General features: G+C 40.7%; 20 protein-coding genes. All 20 read left to right on the forward strand.

Features of this window, described 5'->3' with window-relative positions; translation table 11 throughout:
- A partial coding sequence (locus DV63_RS13010) for an inorganic phosphate transporter (RefSeq protein ID WP_020982413.1) occupies positions 1-1381 on the forward strand: 1381 nt, incomplete at its 5' end.
- A gap of 105 nt (positions 1382-1486) precedes the next feature.
- Entirely contained in the window at positions 1487-2830 is a 1344-nt protein-coding gene (locus DV63_RS13015) for a hemolysin family protein (protein ID WP_000533334.1), read from the forward strand.
- A gap of 10 nt (positions 2831-2840) precedes the next feature.
- On the forward strand, positions 2841-4373 hold the full coding sequence (locus DV63_RS13020) for a TolC family protein (protein ID WP_000754084.1): 1533 nt from the start codon (positions 2841-2843) through the stop codon (positions 4371-4373).
- An 11-nt stretch (positions 4374-4384) separates the two neighbouring features.
- A complete protein-coding gene (locus tag DV63_RS13025) occupies positions 4385-5374 on the forward strand; it encodes an HlyD family secretion protein (RefSeq protein WP_000071794.1) in 990 nt (329 codons plus the stop codon).
- A gap of 11 nt (positions 5375-5385) precedes the next feature.
- A complete protein-coding gene (locus DV63_RS13030) occupies positions 5386-6483 on the forward strand; it encodes an ABC transporter permease (RefSeq protein WP_000489071.1) in 1098 nt (365 codons plus the stop codon).
- Positions 6480-7610: an ABC transporter permease gene (locus tag DV63_RS13035; protein ID WP_001008931.1), complete on the forward strand. Its 1131-nt coding sequence runs from the start codon at positions 6480-6482 to the stop codon at positions 7608-7610. The genes DV63_RS13030 and DV63_RS13035 overlap by 4 nt, the downstream gene beginning before the upstream one ends.
- On the forward strand, positions 7597-8169 hold the full coding sequence (locus DV63_RS13040) for a YigZ family protein (protein WP_000854179.1): 573 nt from the start codon (positions 7597-7599) through the stop codon (positions 8167-8169). The genes DV63_RS13035 and DV63_RS13040 overlap by 14 nt, the downstream gene beginning before the upstream one ends.
- Positions 8170-8179: 10 nt before the next feature.
- The gene (hemJ, locus tag DV63_RS13045; protein WP_000506460.1) at positions 8180-8626 is read left to right on the forward strand and encodes a protoporphyrinogen oxidase HemJ; all 447 of its coding nucleotides are present in this window, start codon (positions 8180-8182) and stop codon (positions 8624-8626) included.
- 9 nt (positions 8627-8635) lie between these two features.
- Positions 8636-9376 carry a bifunctional demethylmenaquinone methyltransferase/2-methoxy-6-polyprenyl-1,4-benzoquinol methylase UbiE gene (ubiE, locus tag DV63_RS13050; protein WP_000711699.1) on the forward strand — a complete coding sequence of 247 codons (741 nt, stop codon included), beginning with the start codon at positions 8636-8638 and terminating at the stop codon, positions 9374-9376.
- 9 nt (positions 9377-9385) lie between these two features.
- Complete coding sequence (locus tag DV63_RS13055; protein WP_001150258.1) at positions 9386-9646, forward strand: exodeoxyribonuclease VII small subunit; 261 nt, start codon at positions 9386-9388, stop codon at positions 9644-9646.
- A gap of 3 nt (positions 9647-9649) precedes the next feature.
- Positions 9650-10447 (forward strand): carbon-nitrogen hydrolase family protein, encoded by a 798-nt coding sequence (locus DV63_RS13060; protein ID WP_001263117.1) that lies wholly within the window; start codon positions 9650-9652, stop codon positions 10445-10447.
- On the forward strand, positions 10448-11695 hold the full coding sequence (gene serS, locus DV63_RS13065) for a serine--tRNA ligase (RefSeq protein ID WP_000567158.1): 1248 nt from the start codon (positions 10448-10450) through the stop codon (positions 11693-11695).
- A 9-nt stretch (positions 11696-11704) separates the two neighbouring features.
- The gene (locus DV63_RS13070; protein ID WP_000931109.1) at positions 11705-14239 is read left to right on the forward strand and encodes a tetratricopeptide repeat protein; all 2535 of its coding nucleotides are present in this window, start codon (positions 11705-11707) and stop codon (positions 14237-14239) included.
- On the forward strand, positions 14239-16284 hold the full coding sequence (gene uvrD / locus DV63_RS13075) for a DNA helicase UvrD (RefSeq protein ID WP_031202358.1): 2046 nt from the start codon (positions 14239-14241) through the stop codon (positions 16282-16284). The genes DV63_RS13070 and uvrD overlap by 1 nt, the downstream gene beginning before the upstream one ends.
- A complete protein-coding gene (gene flgA / locus DV63_RS13080) occupies positions 16281-16937 on the forward strand; it encodes a flagellar basal body P-ring formation chaperone FlgA (RefSeq protein WP_000697646.1) in 657 nt (218 codons plus the stop codon). Before uvrD ends, flgA begins: the two co-directional genes overlap by 4 nt.
- A 9-nt stretch (positions 16938-16946) precedes the next feature.
- The gene (locus tag DV63_RS13085) at positions 16947-17510 is read left to right on the forward strand and encodes a UbiX family flavin prenyltransferase (protein WP_000780140.1); all 564 of its coding nucleotides are present in this window, start codon (positions 16947-16949) and stop codon (positions 17508-17510) included.
- Positions 17510-17983, forward strand: a complete 474-nt coding sequence (gene coaD, locus DV63_RS13090; protein ID WP_001169241.1) for a pantetheine-phosphate adenylyltransferase — start codon at positions 17510-17512, stop codon at positions 17981-17983. The genes DV63_RS13085 and coaD overlap by 1 nt, the downstream gene beginning before the upstream one ends.
- 1 nt (position 17984) lies before the next feature.
- Positions 17985-18560, forward strand: coding sequence for a dTMP kinase (gene tmk, locus DV63_RS13095; protein WP_000289690.1), 576 nt, complete (start codon positions 17985-17987; stop codon positions 18558-18560).
- Positions 18548-19123, forward strand: coding sequence for a ComF family protein (locus DV63_RS13100; RefSeq protein ID WP_001203645.1), 576 nt, complete (start codon positions 18548-18550; stop codon positions 19121-19123). The genes tmk and DV63_RS13100 overlap by 13 nt, the downstream gene beginning before the upstream one ends.
- Positions 19124-19154: 31 nt before the next feature.
- The coding region (locus tag DV63_RS13105; RefSeq protein ID WP_020982414.1) for a VRR-NUC domain-containing protein at positions 19155-20928 on the forward strand (1774 nt) is incomplete at its 3' end.

Below are 20928 nucleotides of genomic sequence, written 5' to 3' on the forward strand. Positions count from 1 at the left end.
CCCTGCCGTAGGCTCTAAAGCCATTAGCATGGGCGGGGCGATTTTGATTGCCGGGATTTGTGAAATGCTTGGAGCGATCATTGCTGGGGGGGAAGTGGTTTCTACGATTAAGGGCCGTATCGTTTCGCCTGAATTTATTAATGATGCGCACGTTTTCATTAATGTCATGTTGGCCAGCCTTTTGAGTGGGGCGTTGTGGTTGCATGTAGCGACTTTAATAGGCGCTCCCGTTTCCACTTCACACTCTGTGGTGGGGGGGATTATGGGGGCTGGAATGGCAGCAGCTGGAATGGTAGCTGTCAATTGGCATTTTTTATCAGGTATTGTGGCCAGTTGGGTGGTTTCGCCTTTAATGGGGGCTTTGATAGCCATGTTTTTTTTAATGCTCATTAAAAAGACTATCGCTTATAAAGAAGACAAAAAGAGCGCGGCTTTAAAAGTCGTGCCTTACTTGGTAGCGTTGATGAGCTTAACGTTTAGCTGGTATTTGATTATTAAGGTTTTAAAACGCCTCTATGCGCTGAATTTTGAAATCCAACTGGCTTGCAGCTGCATCCTTGCGCTTTTAATCTTTATCCTTTTTAAAAGATTTGTGTTAAAGAAAGCCCCGCAATTAGAAAACAGCCATGAAAGCATTAATGAGCTTTTTAATGTCCCTTTGATTTTTGCCGCTGCGCTTTTAAGCTTTGCGCATGGGGCTAATGATGTGGCTAACGCTATAGGCCCACTAGCGGCCATCAGTCAAACTTTAGAAGATGCAAATAGCCCCATGGGGAATACTTTAAGCTCTGTGCCGTTGTGGATTATGGTAGTAGGGGCAGCTGGGATCGCTTTAGGCTTGAGCTTGTATGGGCCAAAGCTCATTAAAACGGTGGGGTCTGAAATCACAGAATTAGACAAAATGCAAGCCTTTTGCATTGCGCTTTCTGCAGTCATTACCGTGCTTTTAGCCTCCCAATTAGGCTTGCCCGTAAGCTCTACGCATATTGTGGTGGGCGCGGTGTTTGGGGTGGGCTTTTTAAGGGAGCGCTTAAGAGAGCAATCCAGAAGGCGTTTTGCTAGAATCAGAGACAACATTGTAGCGGCGCACTTTGGGGAAGATTTAGAAGAAATTGAAGGCTTTTTAGAGCGCTTTGATAAAGCCAATTTGAAAGAAAAATCGCTCATGCTAGAGAGCTTGAAAAAAAGCAAGAACACCGCCATCGCTTTGGAATTGAAAAAGAAAGAAAAAAAGTCGCTCAAAAAAGTGTATAAAGAAGAAGTGATCAAACGCTCCATTTTAAAAAAGATTGTTACCGCTTGGCTTGTAACCGTGCCGGTTTCTGCGCTTTTGGGGGCGCTTCTTTTTGCGGCTCTTGGTTTTATAGAAAAGTATTTCTAGGGTTTTTAAAGGCTTGATTTTTAAAGTTAGGCTTAATCTTTTATGTTAAAATTCTAAGATTTTATATTTATTTTATATTTATCGTTAGGTTTTAGGTTTAAAATCATGGGGAGGAATCAAGGAGCTTATTTGGATCCGTCTGAATCAATTCTGATGTTGATGGTTGCTTTTTTATTGGTGCTGTTGAACGCTTTTTTTGTGCTTTCAGAGTTTGCCCTTGTGAAAGTGCGTAAAACCCGCTTAGAAGAGCTGGTTAAAATCGGTAATTCCAACGCTAAACTCGCTTTAAAGATGAGTCAAAGACTAGACACTTATTTGAGCGCAACGCAGTTAGGCATCACCCTTTCTTCATTAGCTTTAGGCTGGGTGGGTGAGCCCGCTATCGCAAAATTGTTAGCCGCGTTGTTTGAGTCTATGGATTTGAGAGAAAATCCTATTTTTATCCATTCAATGAGCGTGGTTATAGCGTTTTTAAGCATCACTTTTTTGCATGTCGTGTTGGGCGAGATTGTGCCTAAATCTTTAGCGATCGCTAAATCTGAAAAATCCGCTCTTTTTGCCGCGCGCCCTTTGCATGTGTTTTGGGTCGTGTTTTACCCGGTGGTGTGCTTGTTTGATGTGATCGCTCATTTCTTTTTAAAAAAAGTGGGCATCAACCCTAAAGAGCATGACGGCACGCATTCTGAAGAGGAGCTAAAAATCATTGTGGGCGAGAGTTTAAGAGAGGGCATTATTGATTCAGTGGAGGGCGAAATCATTAAAAACGCGGTGGATTTTTCTGACACGAGCGCTAAAGAAATCATGACCCCACGAAAAGACATGGTGTGTTTGGACGAAGAAAACAGCTATGAAGAAAATATAGACATTGTTTTAAAAAGCCGCTTCACGCGCTACCCTTATTGTAAGGGTTCTAAGGATAACATTATCGGCATGGTGCATATTAGGGATTTGCTTTCGCGCTCTATTTTTACCCCCAAAATGCATGATTTCAAGCAAATCGTTAGGAAAATGATCATCGTCCCTGAAAGCGCTTCCATTTCTCAAATCCTTATTAAAATGAAAAAAGAGCAAATCCATACCGCTTTGGTGATTGATGAATACGGCGGCACAGCCGGGTTGCTCACTATGGAAGACATTATTGAAGAGATCATGGGCGAGATTAGCGACGAATACGACTTAAAACAAGAGGGCGTGAACAAGCTTGAAGAGGGCGTGTTTGAATTAGAGGGCATGCTGGATTTAGAGAGCGTAGAAGAAGTGCTCCACATTGAATTTGACAAAGAATGCGAGCAGGTAACGCTTGGGGGCTATGTTTTTAGCCTGTTAGAGCGCATGCCTATGGAGGGGGATATCATCGTTTCGCATGGGTATGTTTTTGAAGTCTTAAGCGTGGATGGGGCTAGGATAAAGCGCTTAAAAGCGAGTAAAGAAAATAAGGAGATAGGATAAAGGAATGAGCATGAAAAAAACAACCCTCTTTGTATTGAGCTTGTTATTCAATAGCTCTTTAAACGCTGTTGATGGAGTTTCTAAAACCGATCCTTCTTCTTTGAGCATGGCTGAAGACAGCGCGCCTTTGAACCATCCTGACGCTCAAAAACTCTCTTTAAAAAACGCATGGACTAGGGTATTGTCTAACCATGAAGGCTTGCATGCGCAAGAATACGCCATTAAGCGAGCGAATAAAATGAAATTAGCGGCTAAGCTTTCTTTTTTGCCTCAAATTGATTTGAGCGCTTTTTACGTGTATCTCTCTAACCCGATTAAAATGGATTTTGCCAACCAAAAACAACCGGGCGTGCAAAAAGCCACCAACCAGATCCATCAAGGCTTGCAAAACATCCAGCAAAATATCCCCCCTCAAGTCCTAACCCCTCAAATCCAAGCGGGCATGCAAGGGGTGATGCAAGGTTTTGGGGCTTTGAGCAGCACTTTAGAATCCCCCTTATTGTTTTCTAAGCAAAATGTGGTGATTGGGGCTTTGAGCATTATTTATCCCCTTTATATGGGTGGGGCAAGATTCACGATGGTGCGCATTGCGGATTTGATGCAAAAAGACACTAATGAAGTGTATCGCCTAAAAAAGCTTTCCACTTTTCAAGAGCTTGTGAGCGTGTATTACGGCATGGTGTTAAACACAGAAGTGGCTGAAACTTTAGAAGAAGTGGAAAAAGGCCATTATAAGCATTTCCAAAACGCTTTGAAAATGCAAAAAGTGGGGCAAATCGCTAGGGTAGAAACCTTAGGCGCTCAAGTGGCTTATGATAAGGCCCATATCGCTAGCGTTAAGGCTAAAGACGTGTTAGAAGTTTCGCAGCTCTCGTTCAATTCCATTTTATCTAGCAAGGACGATCTAGCGCCTTCAAGCAAATTAGAGATCCACACCGAGAAAAATCTGCCCGATTTGAGCTTTTTTGTTTCTTCCACGCTCAATTCCTACCCGGCTTTAAAGACTTTAGAAAATCAGGTTCAAATTTCTAAAGAAAACACCAAACTTCAGATCGCTAAATTCTTGCCCCAAGTGAGTTTTTTTGGCTCTTACATCATGAAGCAAAACAATTCGGTGTTTGAAGACATGATTCCTAGTTGGTTTGTGGGCGTGGCCGGGCGCATGCCCATACTCTCCCCCACAGGGCGTTTCCAAAAATACCAAGCGAGCAAATTAGCGGAGTTGCAAGCTAATAGCGAACAAATCCAGGCTAAAAAAAACATGGAATTGTTAGTGAATAAGACTTATAAAGAGACGCTTTCTTATTTGAAAGAATACAAAAGCTTGCTTTCTAGCGTGGAATTAGCCAAGGAAAACCTAAAACTCCAAGAGCAGGCTTTTTTACAAGGCTTAAGCACGAACGCTCAAGTCATTGACGCGAGGAACACGCTTTCTTCTATCATCGTGGAGCAAAAAAGCGTGGCTTATAAATACATTGTTTCATTAGCGAATTTAATGGCGTTAAGCGATCATATTGATTTATTTTATGAATTTGTTTATTAAAGGAAAAAATCATGTCAAATAGCATGTTGGATAAAAATAAAGCGATTCTTATAGGGGGTGGGGCTTTATTATTAGGGCTAATCGTGCTTTTTTATTTAGCTTATCGCCCTAAGGCTGAAGTGTTGCAAGGGTTTTTGGAAGCCAGAGAATACAGCGTGAGCTCCAAAGTCCCTGGCCGCATTGAAAAGGTGTTTGTTAAAAAAGGCGATTACATTAAAAAGGGCGATTTGGTTTTTAGCATTTCTAGCCCTGAATTAGAAGCCAAGCTCGCTCAAGCTGAAGCCGGGCATAAAGCCGCTAAAGCGCTTAGCGATGAAGTCAAAAGAGGCTCAAGAGATGAAACGATCAATTCTGCAAGAGACATCTGGCAAGCGGCAAAATCTCAAGCGACTCTAGCCAAAGAGACTTATAAGCGCGTTCAAGATTTGTATGATAACGGCGTGGCGAGTTTGCAAAAGCGCGATGAAGCCTATGCGGCTTATGAAAGCACTAAATACAACGAGAGCGCGGCTTACCAAAAGTATAAAATGGCTTTAGGGGGGGCGAGCTCTGAAAGTAAGATTGCGGCTAAGGCTAAAGAGAGCGCGGCTTTAGGGCAAGTGAATGAAGTGGAGTCTTATTTAAAAGATGTTAAAGCTACAGCCCCAATTGATGGGGAAGTGAGTAACGTGCTTTTAAGCGGTGGCGAGCTTAGCCCTAAGGGTTTTCCTGTGGTTTTAATGATAGATTTAAAGGATAGTTGGTTAAAAATCAGCGTGCCTGAAAAGTATTTGAACGAGTTTAAGGTGGGCAAGGAATTTGAAGGTTATATCCCGGCGTTGAAAAAAAGCGCGAAATTCAGGGTCAAATATTTGAGCGTGATGGGGGATTTTGCGACTTGGAAAGCGACGAATAATTCCAACACTTACGATATGAAAAGCTATGAAGTGGAAGCCATACCCTTAGAAAAGTTGGAAAATTTTAGGGTAGGGATGAGCGTGTTAGTTACCATTAAACCTTAGAAAGGATTGTTTTGTTCCGATTGATAAGCGCATGGGTTTTACAAGACAAGTTCTTGTTTATCGTGTGTTTTATATTGCCTTTTTGTTTAGGGGTTTTAGGCACGCAAATCTTTAAACAAGAAATCCCAAGACAGCTCCCTATCGTGGTGGTGGATTTGGATAAGACCACTACGAGCCATCAGGTAGCGTTTGAATTAGGCGCAACGAGCGCGGTTGAAATCAAATACCAAGTGGCTAGTCTTTTAGAAGCCAAACGCTTTTTAAACTCCGCTGAAGTGTATGGAGCGTTAGTTTTGCCTAAAGATTTAGAGAAAAAAATCAAAATGGGGCGGAAAGTGGGTTTGCCCTTTTATTATAACGCTGAATACGTTTTGGTGGGGAAAACGCTCAAAAACGCTTTTTTGCAAACCGCTTTGACTTTAGACGCTAAAACCTTAGCCACCAAAGCTTTAGTGCGAGATTCCAATTTGATTTCTGCTAAAGCCCAAGCAATGCCTATTGTCTTGCAATTGCATGCCCTATACAATGAAGAAAACAATTACACGCAATACCTTTTAAGCGTGATGCTGCCTTGCATGTGGCTTATTTTGATTGCGATTGGCATGCTCAATTTCATTCAAAAAACCTCTAACATGCGCGAGCTTTTAATCAGTATTGTAGCGAATGTGTGCGTGTTTAGCTTTTGGGGGATGGGCATGGCGTTTTATTTTAATTTCATTGGCATGGAGGGGCATTATGCGCATTTGTTGTTGGTCTTTTTGGCGGTAGTTTTAATGGCGCTTATTATGAGCGGTTTTGTGGTGTTGGTTTATGGCGTTTCAAAAAGCGTTGTTGAAACCGCTGGCGCGATTGGGGTCTATACCGCTCCAAGCTTTGCGTTTGCTGGGGTTACTTACCCGCAAAACAACATGGAAATTTTTGGGGATTTTTGGAGCCATTGCTTGCCTATTAGCCATTTTATGAAGTTCTTTTTACAAGAGGCCTATTACAAGACGGATTTTACCGAATCTTTAAATTCTCTAATGCCGCTTGCACTCTTTTTAATCTTTTTAGTCTTAGGGCTTTTGATTTTTTATTTTTCTTTTAAAAAAGATAGGGCTAACGCATGAATTTTTTTAAAATCCTTTTAATGGAATTGAGGGCTATTGTTTCTCATAAGGGCGTTTTAATGATTCTTATAGGCGCTCCTTTAATTTATGGCTTGTTATACCCTTTGCCTTATTTAAGAGACATTGTAACGCAGCAAAAAATCGCCCTTGTAGATGAAGACAATTCCTTTCTTTCTAGGCAACTAGCTTTCATGGCGCAAAGCTCCAACGAGTTAGAAATCGCTTTTTTTAGCCCTTCTATGCTGGAAGCCAAAAAGCTTTTAAAAGAAGAAAAAATTTATGGGATCTTGCACATCCCTTCGCATTTTGAAGCCAATATCCACAAGCAAGTGCCGGTAACGATAGATTTTTATGCGAATTCCAATTACTTTTTGATTTATGGTGCGTTAGCGAATGCGGTGGTGGAGAGCATCAACGCTTTAAATGATGAAATAAGGTTCAAACGCAACGCCCAAATAGAAGAAGCTGAATTAGGGACAGACGGGATTAAAATCAGGCCTATCGCTTTGTATAACCCTAGTGAGGGGTATTTGAATTACGCGCTCTCTAGCGTGTTTATTTTCATTTTACACCAGGTGATGCTCATTGCAAGCAGCATGTTTGTCAGCTCCAGGCGTTTGGAATTAGCCTTTTTAGACAAGAAAGAAATCGCTTTAAGGCTGTGCGCAAGACTCTTGGTGTTTATGGGAGCGTTCAGCGTTTTTATCTTATGGTATTTTGGGGCGCTGTTTTCTTTTTATGGGATCGAACGGCATGGAAGCGCTTTAATGGTGTTTTTGAATAGCTCCATCTTCATGCTGGCGACCTTGAGTTTGGGGTTGTTTTTGGGCGCATGGATCAAAAATGAAGCCCACACCACTCAAATCGTTTTAATTTCTTCTTTGCCCTTGATTTTTATGATGGGTTTTGTGTGGCCTTTTGAATCCTTGCCCTCTTATTTACAAGCTTTCGTTCAAATAGTGCCCGCTTATCATGGGATTAGTTTGCTAGGGCGGTTGAATCAAATGCATGCGGAATTTATAGATGTGTCCATCCATTTTTATGCGCTTATTGCGATTTTTATTGCGAGTTTTATAGGGAGTGTCTTTAAACTCAGTTCTTTAAAGAAAGCTTGTGAAAACGCTTAAAAACCTCATCGCTTCCAAGCACCAGACTAAAGCGTCTCGCTTTTTGGGGTATCTTGTGCCTTTTGATGATTTTGAAAAAACCCTTTTACAATTGAAAAAAGAGCATTTTAAAGCCGCGCATTTTGTAACGGCGTTTCGCTATTCTTTAGAGGGCAAAATCACGGAGGGTTTTAGCGATGATGGCGAGCCTAAAGGGAGTTCAGGGATGCCTGTGCTTAGCGTTTTAAGGCGAGAGGATTTAATCAATATAGGATTAGTGAGCGTGCGTTATTTTGGAGGCACGCTTTTAGGGGTGGGGGGCTTGATGAAAGCTTATGCCACTAGCGCGTTATTGTGCGTAGAAAACGCTCAAAAAGAAAACGCTTTTAAGGATTTTGTGGAGCTAGAAACTTTAAGCGCTCATTATTCTTACAAAGAATTAGACGCCATTCAGCGTGAAATTAAGAAATTTAGCTTACAATTAAGCAAAAAGAATTTTTCAAACCAAAGCGTGGAAGTGGAAATCAGCGGCGCGAGAGAAAATTTGCAAGCGTTTTTGCAACAAAATAAGATAAATTAGGGAGAGTGGTATGGGATTTTTGAATGGGTATTTTTTATGGGTTAAGGCTTTCCATGTGATAGCGGTTATTTCGTGGATGGCGGCGTTATTTTATTTGCCGCGCCTTTTTGTCTATCATGCAGAAAACATGCATAAAAAGGAGTTTGTAGGAGTGGTTCAAATCCAAGAAAAAAAGCTTTATTCCTTTATCGCTTCACCGGCTATGGGTTTCACGCTTATTACAGGGATTTTAATGTTGTTGATAGAGCCCACGCTCTTTAAAAGTGGGGGCTGGTTGCATGCTAAATTGGCTTTAGTGGTTTTACTTTTAGCCTATCACTTTTATTGCAAAAAATGCATGCGCGAGCTAGAAAAAGACCCTACAAGGAGAAACGCAAGGTTTTATCGTGTGTTTAATGAGGCGCCAACGATCTTAATGATCCTCATTGTGATCTTAGTGGTTGTCAAGCCTTTTTAAAGACCAATCATGAAGAAAGAAAAGCATCTCAAGCAAGAAAAAATCATCAACATGTTTGATGATATAGCCAGCTCCTACGATCAAGCCAACCGCTTGATGAGTTTTGGCTTAGACGTTAAATGGCGAGAAAGGGCTTGCGAGCATGCGTTTTTGTTTTTGGAAAATAAGAAAGCGTTAAGGCTTGTGGATGTGGCATGCGGGACGGGGGATATGCTTGTCGCTTGGCAAAAAAGCGCTCTCAATTGCGGCATAGAGTTTAAGGAATGTTTGGGGATTGACCCCTCTAATAACATGCTTGAATTGGCCATTAAAAAATTGGAGAAGCTTGAAAACAAAACTTCTTTCATTCAGGCTCAAGCCAAAGATTTAAAAGGCGTTGGAAATAACAGCGTGGATATTCTCTCCATTGCGTATGGCTTGCGCAATATCGTGGAAAGACAAGAGGCCTTAAAAGAGTTTTTTAGGGTGTTAAAACCCAAGGGCGTTTTAGTGATTTTAGAATTTTTAAAAAAAGACAACCCCACATGGCTGGATAAAATCTCAGGGTTTTACACGAATAAGGTTTTGCCTTTAGTGGGAGGGGCTATCAGTAAGAATTATGGCGCTTATTCTTATTTACCGCAATCCATTGAGGGGTTTTTGAGTTTGGAGGGTTTGAAATTTGAATTGAAAAACGTAGGGTTTGAGATTTTAAGGACTGAAGATTCTATCGCTCAAATTTCAACGACCATGCTTGTTAAAAAAAGCTAAAGGAATGTTATGCAAGATGAATTATTTGAAACCGAAAAAGCCCCCCCAAAAAACACTAAAAATACTAAAAACGCCCCTAAAAAAAGTTTTGAAGAGCATGTTCATTCCCTAGAGCAAGCCATAGATCGCTTGAATGATTCCAATTTGTCCTTAAAAGACGGGATGGATTTGTATAAAACGGCCATGCAAGAGTTGTTTTTGGCTCAAAAGCTTTTAGAAAACGCTTATTTAGAGTATGAGAAACTCCAAACGCCAGACAAAAAGGCTTAAAGAATGCGAGTGTTTGCTTTGCAATTAGAATCTTTTAAAGAAACCCTCATGCAATCCTTATTCCACTCCATACCCAAGCAAAGCGTAATCGTGCTGCCTGAATACGTGATCAACCCCTTTTTCCACCATAACATGGGATTGGATTTGAATGAAATCAGCGCGCAGTCTGCGCGAGCGGTTGAGTTTTTGTCGCAAAAATGCGAAGAACTAGACTTAATCGTCTCAGCCCCGGTGCTTTTAGAAGAACGTTCTAAAATCTATAAAAAAATCGCCCTCATTTCTAAAGAAAGCGTGAAGTATTACACGCAACAACGCTTAATCCCCTACCCTCACTGGGACGAAGAGAGCTTTTTTGACAACGAGAAAAGCGCTTTTAAAGAATTGCTCGTGTTTGAAAGAGAGGGCTTAAGAATCTCTCCTTTGTTTGGCTTTGAAGCGCATTTTGATGAAATATGGGTTCAGGCTAAAAATCAGGGCGTGGATGTGGTGCTTTTAAGCAGTGTGGCCACCTTTGAATCCAATGAAAGGTGGCGGCTTTTGTGCCAAATGCGTGCTTTTTGCGCTTCTTGCGTGGTGGTTAGGGCTAATAGAATCGGATCGTATCGCCAGATCCTTGTAGAAGAAAATCAAAAAAACGAATTTTTGTGGAAATTTTATGGGGATAGTTTTGTGGCCTTGCCTAATGGCGCTATTGAAGATTCTTTAGAGGGTAAAATGGGGGCTTTGAGCGCTCAAATAGATAAAAACGATATAGACGAATGGGCTAAATTGTGGCATTTTAGAACGATTAAAGAGGGTTGAATGATTGATAGAAAACTTTTATTGCAAGATTTTGACAGGGTGGCTCTTTCTTTAAAAAAGCGTAATCATGCGATGGGTGATGAATTAGAGCGTTTGCACGAAGTCATCACGCGTTATAAAAAGCAACTCATTGAATTAGAAGGCTTGCAAGCCTTCCAAAACAAGGTTTCTAAAGAATTTGGTATCAAAATGGCTCAAAAAGCGGATACAAGCGATCTCAAAAAAGAGCTAGAAAACAATAAAATCAAACTGAATGAGCTTTCCAAAAGCGTGGGCGAATTGGAGCAACAAATAGATTTAAAGCTTTCCATAATCCCCAATCTAGTGGATGAAAAAACCCCTTTAGGTGCGAATGAAGAAGACAACATAGAAATTAAAAAAATCTTAACCCCAAGGGTTTTCACTTTCAAACCCAAAGAGCATTTTGAACTCGCTCAACAAAATGGCTGGATTGATTTTGAAAGTGGCGTGAAACTCGCCAAAAGCCGTTTTTCTGTCATCAGGGGTTTTGGGGCGAAAATTTATCGCGCGCTCATTCATTTAATGTTGGATTTTAATGAAAAAAATGGCTTTGAAATCATCTATACGCCGGCGTTAGTGAATGAAAAAATGCTTTTTGGGACTGGGCAATTACCCAAATTCAAAGAAGATGTTTTCAAAATAGAAAATGAAAATTTGTATTTAATCCCCACCGCTGAAGTAACGCTCACTAATCTCTACAACGACACCATTATTAGCGTTGAAAACCTCCCCATTAAAATGACCGCGCACACGCCTTGTTTTAGGAGCGAAGCAGGGAGTGCGGGCAAGGACACAAGGGGGATGATAAGACAGCACCAGTTTGATAAAGTAGAATTAGTGGCTATCACGCACCCTAAAGAAAGCGATGCGATGCAAGAGTGCATGCTAGAGAGCGCGAGCGAAATTTTAAGGGCTTTGGAATTACCGCACCGGTTCGTGCAATTGTGCAGCGGGGATTTAGGCTTTAGCGCGAGCAATACGATAGATATTGAAGTGTGGCTGCCCGGGCAAAATTGCTACCGAGAAATCAGCTCCGTTTCTAACACGAGGGATTTTCAAGCCAGGCGCGCCAAAATCCGCTTCAAAGAAAATCAAAAAAACCAGTTAGCGCACACCTTAAACGGCTCTTCTTTAGCGGTAGGCAGAACGATGGTCGCCTTAATGGAAAACCACCAGCAAGCGGATGGGAGCATCCACATTCCTAAGGCGTTAGAAAAATACCTTTAAGGCTAGTTCGTGCTGAATGAAGAGCAAAATTCATTAGAAGAAAAAGGGGGCGAAAACAAAAACGAAAAAGAAACCCCCCTAAAGGGCATTCATTCTAAAATCCCCTCTTTGAAGCAGGCTTTGGAGCAGACGCTCAATAAAATCAAAAGTTCTAAAGAGTTTTTTAAACAGATTTTACACAATAAAAAAAAGCTTTATATCGCGCTTGGAATATTGCTTTCACTCATCGCGCTCATTGTAATTTTGAGCTTGTTACTAGGGCATAAAAAAGAAAATAAACAAACTTCTTTACAAACTAATACCGCCACCACCAATAACGAAACGCCTAATAACACCAACAACGCTAACAACACAGAAGTCGAGGGGCAAATAGAGAATTTAGACTTACCCGATTTAATCGGCAAGGACTCTCTCAAACGAAGCGGTGAGAATCAAGTGGATGCGATGATGAAAAAAGCGAGCCTTTTGTATGAGCAAGGGCAAAAAGATGAAGCTTTGCATTTGTTTGACAAGGCCGCTTCTTTTTCGCAAGGGATTGCGAGCCATAATTTAGGGGTGATTAAGTTTAAGGAAAAGGATTTTAATGGGGCGTTGGATTTGTTTGATTCTAGCATCGCTTCTAAAGAAAATGCGAGCGTGAGCGCGATTGATGCGTTAGTGAGTGCTTATCATTTGCAAGATGCGGATTTGTATTATCATTATCTAAAAATTGCGAGAGACACTTTGTATAAAGACTATAAAAAGTCTTTTTATTCCTACGCTTACGCGCTCAAATCCTATTACGCTGGGGAGTATTTTGAAGCCCTTTCGCCCTTGATGCACCCTAATTCCAACGCCTTTTTAAAACCTAATGCGCGCCTGGCGTCTAAATTGTTTTTGATGTTTAAAGATGAAACGAACGCTTATAAACAATTACAAAAAAGCGCAAACGCCCAAGATGAGCTTGCTTTAGGGCTTTTGCAGGCGCGTTTGGGCCATTACAAGCATGCTTTGGAGCATTTGCAGCATTATTTGCACAACTACCCTAAAGATTTAAACGCTTTAATGGCTTTGGAATTAGTGAGTTTGAAAAAAGGCGACACCCTTAAAGCGAGCGAAGCCTTAAAGCTGGCCAGCCACACAAAAGAAGACACGCTATTAGCCAATTCTTTTTACCCCATCAAGCCCACTATAAACCCTGTTTTTTTGGATAAAGAAAGAGCCAAAGAGCGTTTTTGGAATACGCAATATTTTGAAGGCAAAAGGGATTTTATCTACCGCTTGCTCTTTTATTACGCTCCTTTTAAGGTTTTAGACTCTAAAGAAACCTTAGGCGTGATTGAAGAGGGGCTGTTTCTTTTAGACTCTGATGCCAAAAAGGATTTAGAGGGGGCAAGCCTTGCTTTTAAAAGGGGGCGTTTGATGGCGATAGCGGATAAAAACGCGCTCAAAGGGTTGAAAGCGTTAGAAAATAAGCAGTTAAAAAAAGCCCTTTCTTTTTTTGATTTGTCTTTAAAAAATAGCCCCAATAACGCGCTCCTCCATTATAATACGGGCTTGATTTATGCGCAATTAGAAAATTACCACAAAGCTTATTTCCATTTTTTAAGGGCTTTTCATTTGAACTCTGCGGATTATTTGAGCGCGGTTTTTGCGATTCTAGCCTCGCATTTCACCCACGAAGACACCACGGAGTTTTTAAGAGAAATCACCGAGAATTTTTATAGTCAGGATTTTTCTAGCCCCACGCAAAAAGCTTTACTCTCTTCGCTCATCGCTTATTTGAATTACCGCACGAATTGGGATATGGACTGGCTTAAAAACGCCCCTAAAAAGCTCCCTTTTTATTACGTGCTAGAAGCGGTGTTCGCTAAAGAGAGCAAGGATAAAAAATTGATGGTGCAATCTTTTGGGAATTTGAAAAAAATGCTCCCTAAAGATCTCATCTCTAATATCTTTTATGAAATCGTTTCGTATTATGATGCGAGCATCCGGCACACTTTAAGCATTTACACCCTTTTAGATTCGCATAAAATCAGTTGGGATCAAACCATGCAAGGGCCAATTTTAGGGCGTCATTTCTACACTTACATGGGATTTATGGTCAATGATTTAGATCATCAAGAAAAATTATTAGAGCAAAAAATCGCCAGTTTAGAAGAGGGTGAAGCCCCTAACGATTGGTTAGAAAATTTAGCGCTAGTGAGTTTGTTTCAAGGTCAGTATGAAAAAGCGAGTGCGTTGTATCAAAACTTAATTAGCGATCTTAAGGACAATGAGACGCGCTTAAAAATCCTAGCGGGTTTAACCTATATTGCGCAAAATAATTACAATAACGCCGTTTTATGGCTAGAGCTTGGGAAGTTAGATGATCCTAATAATGAAAATATCCGTTACGCTTTAGGGTTGTTGTATCAAAGAAAAGGGGATCTCAAATCAGCGCTAAACCATTTTTTAGCCATTAAAACCTCTGATTTTTCTTCGCCTTATTTTGATTTTGAAATTGACACCAACCTTTTAAAAGAGCGTTTGGACCAAGAAAAAAAGGGCGGGTTTTTAGAATGATGGATTTTAAAAAAAGCATTTTAGGTAATTTAAACGGAGCGCAAAAAATCGCCGCAAGCCACATTCAAGGGCCTTTGCTGATTTTAGCGGGAGCTGGGAGCGGTAAGACTAAGACTTTAACGAGCCGTTTAGCGTATTTGATTGGTGCTTGTGGCGTGCCTAGCGAAAACACCTTAACGCTCACTTTCACCAATAAAGCGAGTAAAGAAATGCAAGAAAGGGCTTTGAAATTGTTGAAAAACCAAGCCCTTATCCCCCCCTTGCTTTGCACTTTCCATCGTTTTGGTTTGCTGTTTTTAAGGCAACACATGAGCCTTTTAAAAAGAGCGTGCGATTTTTCGGTGTTAGATAGCGATGAAGTCAAAACGCTGTGCAAACAGCTCAAAATTTCAAACTTTAGAGCCAATATTTCTCAAATCAAAAACGGCATGATGGATTTGAGCATGCAAGATAGCGAATGCTATAAAGCGTATGAGCTTTATCAAAACGCGCTTCAAAAAGACAATTTAGTGGATTTTGACGACTTGCTTTGTTTAAGCCTTAAGATTTTACAAGATAATGAAAAACTCGCCAAAGAAACTAGCGAGCGCTACCACTACATTATGGTAGATGAGTATCAAGACACGAACGCCCTGCAATTGGAATTTTTAAAACAATTGAGTTTCACGCACCATAATTTGTGCGTGGTGGGCGATGACGATCAGAGCATTTATGGTTTTAGGGGGGCTGATATTTCTAACATTTTAAATTTTTCCAAGCATTTTAAAGGGGCTAAGGTGGTGAAATTAGAGACCAACTACCGCTCTAGCGCTGAAATTTTAGCGTGCGCTAACTCCCTTATTAGCCATAACCAACACCGCCACAAAAAAACGCTTCAAAGTTTCAAAGGCTCACATAAAAGCGTGGTTTGTAAAGAATATTTGACGCAAAAAGAAGAGAGCCTGGATGTGGCTTATCAGATCAAAGCCCTTTTAAAGAAAGGCGAAAATTTAGAAAATATCGCTATTTTGTACCGCTTAAACGGGCTTAGCCGCAGCGTTGAAGAGAGCTTGAACGCTTTGAATATCCCCTATAGGCTTATTGGGGCACTGAGTTTTTATGAAAGAGCGGAGGTTAAAGACGCTTTGGCGTTCATGCATTTAGTGGCGAAAAAAGACGATCGCTTTTTTATCAAGCGCGTTTTAAACAAGCCCCCAAGAGGCCTTGGCAAGATCACTCAAGAGTGGATTTTTTCTCTTTTAGATGATGAAAATTTGAATTTAGAAGAAGCGTTAAAACTTGGGGTGTTTAAAGGCAAATTAAACCCTAAAAACGAACACGCTTTGAAACAATTTATCGCTATGATAGGGCGTTTGAGGGAGGCTTTTGAAATGTCAGTAGAGGAGTTTTGCGCTCGGTTTTTAGAAGAAACCAACCTTTTAAAAAGCTATGAAAAAGAAGACAATTACGAAGAAAGAGAGGGCTTTGTTAAAGAGCTTTTAACCTTATTGAAAGAGCATTTTAAAACCAACCCCACGCATTCTTTACTGGATTTTTTGAATGAAAGCGTTCTGGATGTCCATAATACAGAAAATGCGCAAAAAGTGAGTTGCATGAGCGTGCATATGAGTAAGGGATTAGAGTTTAAGCATGTGTTTGTGATCGGGTTAGAAGAAGGGTTTTTCCCGCACAGGGGGTTCAATCAAGAAAGCGATTTAGAAGAAGAAAGGCGCTTGGCTTATGTAGCGATCACTAGGGCTAAAGAAGGATTGCAGCTTTCTTATGTTCAAGAGCGTTCGTATTTTGGGAGGAAAATTTCTTGCTCGCCCTCTGTGTTTTTAGAAGAAGCCAAGTTAATCAAACAAGACAACCCTCCTAAACAGGATTATCAAAAAGATACGCCCATTAAAGTGGGGGATTTGATTAGGCATAAACTTTTTGGCACCGGGAGGGTTTTAGGCGTAGAAAAAGGCTTGAGCGGTTTGTGCTTGAAAATCAATTGCGGAGGGAATGTCTATGATAAAATCTCAGAAAAATTTGTAGAAAAAGTGGATAACGGGTTTTGAAAATTTTAATCCTTTTTTTTATCTGTTTAAACGCGCTCTTCGCCCTAGATTCAAATGCGCTTAAAACAGGGATTAAAGAAATTTACCTCAAAGAATACAAAGACTTAAAATTGGAAATTGAAACCATTAATTTAGAAATCCCGGAGCGTTTTTCTAACGCTTCCATTTTAAGCTATGAATTGAACGCTTCTAACAAGCTTAAAAAAGATGGGGTCGTGTTTTTAAGATTGGAAAATGAGCCTAATTTACGCCTACCGGTGCGTTATAGCGTGATAGGCAGCATGCAGGCTTTTAAAAGCGTTAGTGCGATTAAAAAAGACGAGAACATCACCGCTAACAACACTCAAAAAGAGCGCGTTTTGTTTGGCACGCTTTCTAACCCCTTATTAGAGGGCGCGATTGATAAAGTGAGCGCGAAACATTTTATCCCCCCTGACACGCTTTTAAGCGCGGATAAAACCCAAGCTTTAATCATCGTGCGTAAAAACGATATCATCACCGGGGTGTATGAAGAGGGGCAAATCAGCATAGAAATAAGCCTAAAAGCCCTAGAAAATGGTGTGCTCAATCAAATCATTCAAGCCAAAAATTTAGAAAGCAATAAAATCCTCAAAGCAAAAGTGTTGAGCAGCTCTAAAGCGCAAATCTTATAAAGGATATTCATGAAATTAGTTTTAGGCATCAGCGGGGCGAGCGGGATACCTTTAGCCTTGCGGTTTTTAGAAAAATTACCCCAAGAAATTGAAGTTTTTGTCGTGGCGTCTAAAAACGCGCATGTCGTGGCGTTAGAAGAATCTAACATCAACCTTAAAAACGCCATGAAAGATTTACGGCCTAGCGCGACTTTTTTCAACGAGCAAGACATTCATGCGAGCATTGCCTCAGGGAGTTATGGCATCCATAAAATGGCGATCATTCCAGCGAGCATGGACATGGTGGCTAAAATCGCGCATGGCTTTGGGGGGGATTTGATCTCTAGGAGCGCGTCTGTGATGCTTAAAGAAGGACGCCCCTTACTCATTGCCCCTAGAGAAATGCCTTTAAGCGCTATCATGTTGGAAAATTTGCTCAAACTCGCCCATTCTAATGCAATCATTGCACCGCCGGTGATGACTTATTACACCCAGAGCAAGACTTTAGAAGCGATGCAAGATTTTTTAGTGGGGAAGTGGTTTGACAGCTTAGGGATAGAAAATGACTTATACCCACGATGGGGAATGAACTGATGCAAAAAATCGGCATTTACCCGGGCACTTTTGATCCGGTCACTAACGGGCATATAGACATCATCCACCGCTCTAGCGAATTGTTTGAAAAGCTCATTGTCGCTGTGGCGCACTCAAGCGCTAAAAACCCCATGTTTAGTTTAGATGAACGCTTAAAGATGATGCAACTGGCCACTAAAAGTTTTAAAAATGTAGAGTGCGTGGCGTTTGAAGGGCTGTTAGCCAACCTGGCTAAAGAATACCATTGTAAGGTGCTAGTTAGGGGCTTAAGGGTGGTGAGCGATTTTGAATACGAATTGCAAATGGGCTATGCGAACAAATCCTTAAACCACGAATTAGAAACCTTGTATTTCATGCCCACTTTACAAAACGCTTTCATAAGCTCTTCTATCGTGCGATCCATTATCGCGCATAAGGGCGATGCGAGCCATTTAGTGCCTAAAGAAATTCACCCTTTTATTTCAAAGGTTTAAAATGTATGTGGTGTTAGAAGGCGTTGATGGCGCGGGCAAAAGCACTCAAATAGGGTTATTAAAAGACCGGTTTAAAAACGCCCTTTTTACCAAAGAGCCAGGGGGCACAAGAATGGGCGAGAGTTTAAGGCATATCGCTTTAAATGAAAATATCAGCGAATTGGCCAGAGCGTTTTTATTTTTAAGCGATAGGGCTGAGCATGTAGAAAGCGTGATAAAACCGGCATTGAAAGAAAAAAAGCTCATCATCAGCGACAGAAGCTTGATCTCTGGCATGGCTTATAGCCAATTTTCAAGCTTAGAATTAAACCTGCTCGCCACTCAAAGCGTCTTGCCTACAAAAATCATTCTTTTAGTGATAGACAAAGAGGGCTTAAAACAGCGCTTAAGCCTTAAAAGTTTAGACAAAATAGAAAACCAAGGCACAGAAACATTGCTCACAATCCAGCAAAAGCTCAAAACCCACGCTTACTTATTAAAAGAAAAATTCGGGTGCGGAGTTTTGGAATTAGACGCTCAAAAAAGCGTTAAAAACTTGCACGAACAAATCACCGCTTTTATAAAATGCGTTGTTTAACTTGTTTGAAGCTTTCTTTCAAGCCTCTTTGCCCAAATTGCCTAAACGGTCTGCCCTTAAGCTTAAAGGTAAGGGTTTTAGAGGGCGTGAGCGTGTATAGTTTTTACGCTTATAGCGAAGTAGAAGAACTCATTAAAAGCAAATACGCGCTGATTGGCTCTCGCATTTTGCCCTTGCTTTCTCAAAAAGCCGGTGCGGAGTTTGTGAAGATCTTACAAGAACAGGGCTTGAATACCCCCCTTTATGGCATCGCCATTGACGATAAAATCAAATCCTTTTACTCGCATTCCGCCGCGCTTTTGAAAGGCTTTTGTCAAGGCAATTTAAAACCCACTTACGGGCGTTTAAGGGCGACTAACGCTGTTTCGTATGCCGGGAAAAGCTTGGAATTTCGCGCTAACAACCCACGGGATTTCACCTTCAAAGGCGATGAAAGTTTAGATTATTTTTTATTAGATGATATTATCACCACCGGCACCACCCTAAAAGAAGCCCTAAAGTACCTTAAAGCTTTAAACATTAAAGCGCACTTTGCGATCGCGCTTTGCAGCGCGGATGAATGAGTTATAATTTTATTTTTTAAAAAGGATACCCATGAATAAAGTTCAATCCATTGAGCCTCTAATTGCTGATAAGTTCAACAACGAGTTAAGAAGTTATGGACTAGACTATAAACTAGAGCAAGAAAGCCTGAATAAAGAAATTGATGAAGCTTTAAAAAATTACGCTTCTAAAAGTGGGGGTTTAGGGGGTAACCGCCCTGATGTGAAACTTTTATTAAACACACAAGACCCCAACAGAAGAGTCCCTATTTTAATAGAATACAAAGGGCTAAAAGATAAGCTCATTAAATTAGACAAAAACAAACTGGTAGAAAACTTTAAAAACCATGAGCCTCATTATAAAAACATTAGAGAATACGCCCTAAATGGGGCTTTGCATTACGCTAATGCGATTTTACACCACACGATCTACACTGAATGCATCGCCATAGGTATCACAGGCTATAAAGACGATAAGGGCGGTATATGCTCTCAAATCGCTGTCTATTATGTGCATAAAAGCAATTTAGGCATGGGGGTAGATGTTTCAGAAGGCGAGCAAGGTTATAATGATCTATCTTTTTTAAGCCGTAAGCATTTTAACGACTTTATTAAACGAGTAGACACCCTTTCTTTAAGCGATAAAGATTTAGAGCGCATTAGAGAAAAGAAAAACCAAGAAATAGAAGACTGCTTGACTGATCTCAACAACACTATTTATAATAAAGAAAAGGACTATTTAAGCGAAAAAGATCGCATGTATTTAGTGATTGCGAGCATTATCGCTAATTTAGGCATCCCTAATTCGGTAGCCCCCCTAAACAAAGAAGATTTAAAATCCAGCGATGAGGTCCATCAAAGAGATGGCGACATCATGCTTAGAAAAATCCAATCCTTTTTAGAGCATAAGCATTTGCCCCAAGAAAAAAAGCAAAGCATTATTTCTTTATTAGAGCCTTTATTAAAAAATGAAAACAACAACAAAGCCATTAATGGCGAAAGCCGTTTGAAGCGTTGTTTTAGTGAGATTGTGGATAGTTTGGGCATTTATTATAAAATCGGTCTTAGCACGGATTTTACCGGTAAATTGTTCAATGAAATGTATCGCTGGCTGGGTTTCACGCAAGATAAATTAAACGATGTGGTGTTCACACCCCCTTATGCCGCCACGCTTTTAGCCAGACTCTCCAAAGTCAATAAGGATAGTTTCGTGTGGGATTTTGCTACCGGAAGTGCTGGGTTATTAGTCGCAAGCATGAATTTAATGATAGAAGACGCTAAAAAGTGTATCACTAGTCCAGAGGAATTAGAGCAAAAAATCGCCCACATTAAAGCCAAGCAACTTTTAGGCATAGAAATCTTACCGGATATCCATATTTTAGCGGTGTTAAACATGATTTTAATGGGCGATGGGAGCAGTCAAATCTTAAACCAAGACAGCTTGAGCGGTTTTGATGGCAAAGTCAATAACGAAGCGTTTAAAGCTAACGCTTTTGTTTTAAATCCGCCTTATTCCGCTCCCGGTAAGGGCATGGTGTTTGTGGAGCAGGCTTTAGCAAAAATGCAAAGTGGTTATGCGAGCGTGATCATCCATTCAAGCGCCGGCAGTGGCAATGCCAAAGAATACAATGTAAGGATTTTAAAAAAACACACGCTTTTAGCGAGCATTAAAATGCCTTTAGATTTATTCATCGGCAAAAGCAGCGTTCAAACCCACATCTATGTTTTTAGAGTCAATGAAAAGCATGACGCTAAGCAAAGGGTGAAATTTATTAATTTCAGTAACGACGGCTACGCTAGAGCGAATCGCAAAAAAGCCAAAGCCA

Origin of the sequence: Helicobacter pylori FD535 (genome assembly GCF_000296015.2) — a bacterium.
Taxonomy (GTDB): domain Bacteria; phylum Campylobacterota; class Campylobacteria; order Campylobacterales; family Helicobacteraceae; genus Helicobacter; species Helicobacter pylori_CT.